This window comes from Paenibacillus kribbensis, assembly GCF_001705305.1.
Taxonomy (GTDB): domain Bacteria; phylum Bacillota; class Bacilli; order Paenibacillales; family Paenibacillaceae; genus Paenibacillus; species Paenibacillus kribbensis_B.
On the sequence record NZ_MCBP01000041.1, the window covers coordinates 1 to 3,096 of the forward strand.

General features: G+C 31.9%; 5 protein-coding genes and 2 tRNA genes. 2 read left to right on the forward strand and 5 right to left on the reverse strand.

The features are described from left to right. Window positions 1-496: 496 nt before the first annotated feature. From BAZ21_RS27405 to BAZ21_RS30050, 5 genes are all read right to left on the reverse strand, one after another. Window positions 497-568: transfer RNA gene (locus BAZ21_RS27405), tRNA-Pro, on the reverse strand. A gap of 69 nt (window positions 569-637) precedes the next feature. Beyond that, window positions 638-708: transfer RNA gene (locus BAZ21_RS27410), tRNA-Trp, on the reverse strand. A gap of 289 nt (window positions 709-997) precedes the next feature. Beyond that, window positions 998-1,480, reverse strand: coding sequence for a hypothetical protein (locus tag BAZ21_RS27415; RefSeq protein WP_036851100.1), 483 nt, complete (start codon window positions 1,478-1,480; stop codon window positions 998-1,000). After that, the gene (locus BAZ21_RS30045) at window positions 1,477-1,608 is read right to left on the reverse strand and encodes a hypothetical protein (RefSeq protein WP_015979566.1); all 132 of its coding nucleotides are present in this window, start codon (window positions 1,606-1,608) and stop codon (window positions 1,477-1,479) included. Before BAZ21_RS30045 ends, BAZ21_RS27415 begins: the two co-directional genes overlap by 4 nt. 4 nt (window positions 1,609-1,612) lie before the next feature. Next, entirely contained in the window at window positions 1,613-1,741 is a 129-nt protein-coding gene (locus BAZ21_RS30050; protein ID WP_015979565.1) for a hypothetical protein, read from the reverse strand. A gap of 130 nt (window positions 1,742-1,871) precedes the next feature. On the opposite strand from BAZ21_RS30050, the gene BAZ21_RS27420 reads away from it, so the two are divergent. Then, entirely contained in the window at window positions 1,872-2,060 is a 189-nt protein-coding gene (locus BAZ21_RS27420; RefSeq protein ID WP_036851101.1) for a hypothetical protein, read from the forward strand. Between the two features lie 501 nt (window positions 2,061-2,561). Then, on the forward strand, window positions 2,562-3,096 hold a 535-nt coding region (locus tag BAZ21_RS27425), incomplete at its 3' end, for a hypothetical protein (protein ID WP_068505945.1).

The window sequence follows — 3,096 nt, forward strand, 5'->3', positions numbered from 1 at the left end:
CTGAAAATTTCCCTTAACATAGCGATTAATGGGGGGGAGTATATATAAAAAAATATTTTCTTTTACTAATTACTTTATAGTTTAATAGCAAGCCACACTAATAGCCATAGCAACGTGAACACTGGGTTAATAACCAATAGCAATAACAACAATGCTATACTTGGACTAATGAACAACATAATAATAAATAAAGATAATATAATCATTTGCTTCTCCCCTTGTCTTATAGCAGTAGTAGGAATCGAACCTACGTTTACCATTAGACTATACTGCTAACTATGACTAACTATCAGTAGCTGGCATCTTATTATAGAGCAGTAGGGAATCGAACCCTACACCACGTTAGTACACCTTATTACTCTAACCAGCTGTCACTTAGTTATGCCTGTGACACTTTAATACACTAGGACTTTCGTTAGCTGATATAACCGTGCACCAGTTATCTGTATAGTTGTGCCATAGCTTAACACTTCGTCTATGGACTATACACCACTCATCAGGATAGCTGGACTCGAACCAACACTACATGTTCCCAAAACACGCATGCTACCATTAACACTATATCCTGTTACTATATGCCATAATACGCTCAATACCTAGAACTATAACTTATAACATATAATAAAATAAAGGAGAACACGAACAGTAGGAATCGAACCCACGTTTACAGGTTTGGAATCTGTAGCATTACCATTATACTATGTTCGCTAGATACAAAGGGCTGTTAGTTGCTAGTACTCATTTAATCAAACAGTATGCTTTACAGTTTGCACCCTATGCTTGGCTGTCAACTCTATGACATTTAAGTACCGTCAATCAGTACACCTATTCTTTTAATTCAAAACGTTTAATACTCCAGCCACTACCAATAAGATAGATGTAAATACACTTAGCATAATAGCTAGATAGTCATGGCGATAATACCACTCCTTAAAGTTGGTAACCGAACCTACACCATATAAAATGCCAAGAATAATCAAGGCAATATTAATTACAATCATTCATTCTCCTGACTTTCTACATAGAGTAAGATACAGAACGCGTCTGCCATGTCGTCGTTGATATCATTATCAGGTACTATGTTATAGCTCTTGAGTATCTCAATGCTTTGTACTTTTCGCAATGCACTCTTACCTTTAATTAGATGATACCCACACCATTTACTGTTTGGTACATCAACATAGCCAATGTTATGACGGTTACGCATGACACCCAAGAATGAACCGTTAGCTCTAATCAATGAGATGTTTCCCTTAGACTTGAACGTGATAATAGGTTCTTCAATATAAATAAAGTAGTCAAATAAATTGTAATGCTCAATAATTTCTGTTATACCGTCAGCAATAAGCTTGGCACGTTCCAAAGGATCTTTACTTTTACCACCTGCAATTGAACCGACTACATACTCATTTGTCAAAGGATTACGAAATGCGTAACCAGTATTAGAGGTGCTAAAGTCAATAGCTAAGGCTTTGCTCATAAATCAGAACTCAATTCAATATAAAGCTCTTTAGTAATTTCTCCAATATCAAATAAGTGCTTAACATAGTGTTCATATTCAATCGGAGTCAATACTTCTTTTTGTGCTAAAATATGCTCTTTATTCATTTCTTTATTCTCCCTTAAAAATTAAAGCTGTATCAAGATTAATCAAACCACATTCAACAGCGTTAAGTAAGAACTCGTTAAAGTCAACTTCTGACAATGTCTCTTGCTTAAATAGTAGCTGTTCCTCTGTCATTTGCTTTCCTCTCTCAACTTGATATATATATTATATCAAATGCACTTTTCAGGTTTGGTTTATCCTCTGTTATGTAAGCTATGATTGACTTTGTAGGCATTTTGTGTTATACTATTTATAGGAGGTAACTATGGCTAGAGATAAATATCTGATGTACTTACGACAACAGGAATACAAGAAACGTATTAAAATTAAAGTAGTTAATACAAGAGCTAGAATGAACAGAGAATACATGAATCAACCAGAAGTAGACAAGGAAACATTAGAACTATGGAATAGTCAGCCAGCAATACATTTTGATTTAGGGAAAAATAAATAAATTATATTAAAAAAATAATTGCCACCTTAGTGGCTTTTGTTTTACGCTTAACCGCAATTTGACTAGAAGTGGCAGAAAGTAAGTGCATTGTGTGTCCTGTTTGTAAAGTATGGTATCAGTAAGCACAATTAGCTTATTGTTTGATTGATTAGGTGATTTATAACTTAGAGCTTTCCAACTCGTAAAAAAATAATTATTAGTGTCCGAAATTAAAGATTAATATATTCTACTACGTTTTTTTTGCACATTAAAGTTAAAGATGTTAAATACACAAGAAAAATAAAATGTACGGAAAAATAATTATTAGTGTACCAAATTAAATGTTAATATATTCTACTACGTTTTTTTTGCACATTAAAAAATAGCTAAAACCGAACAATAAATGTCAATAAATATGTACAAGCATAAAAACAATAGTTATTTCCGAACAATATTTTTATTCTTGACAAGTCTAAAATAAAAGTATATAATTAATTTATCATCAAGAAAGGAGGTAAAAAAATGGCTAGACCTAAACAAGAATTTTGTTCTAATTGTAACGGAGAAAACCCAAAATGTAAATATAAAGAGTCTGGTCGTAAATGTCGTGTTGGTAAAGCTAAAGGCAAAGCTAAAGGTAAGGCAATTTCAAAAGAAACAATAGAAAAAAGAGACAATTATGATTCGCTTCTGGGAGATTTACACACAGATTACTTAAATTTTATGTATGATAGAGCATTTAAATACTCAATAAACAAAGAAACAAATAAAGTTGAGTATGAACAAAAGTTTCATACAGTTTATTCTTTCGAAAGATATTTAAACAACATTAATCAAAAATCACTGGCAAGTTGGGCTAGAAGAAAATATGGAAAAAATATGAAAAACTTTAACACAAAAACAAATAAAATGGCATCTGATGAATATGAAAAAATCATTTATAGAAAAACTTATGGCAAAAAAGATGACGCTATAAGAGAAAAATTAAATAACGAACAACCCAAAACAACGGATGAAATAGAAAAACTTCGTCTTAAACAAGAACAAGTTTCTAAAA

Excerpts from the sequence above, each read along its gene's own strand:
- BAZ21_RS27415 (WP_036851100.1), bottom strand. The coding sequence starts at position 1,480 with ATGAGCAAAGCCTTAGCTATTGACTTTAGCACCTCTAATACTGGTTAC.
- BAZ21_RS30045 (WP_015979566.1), bottom strand. The coding sequence starts at position 1,608 with ATGAATAAAGAGCATATTTTAGCACAAAAAGAAGTATTGACTCCGATT.
- BAZ21_RS30050 (WP_015979565.1), bottom strand. The coding sequence starts at position 1,741 with ATGACAGAGGAACAGCTACTATTTAAGCAAGAGACATTGTCAGAAGTT.
- BAZ21_RS27420 (WP_036851101.1), top strand. The coding sequence starts at position 1,872 with ATGGCTAGAGATAAATATCTGATGTACTTACGACAACAGGAATACAAG.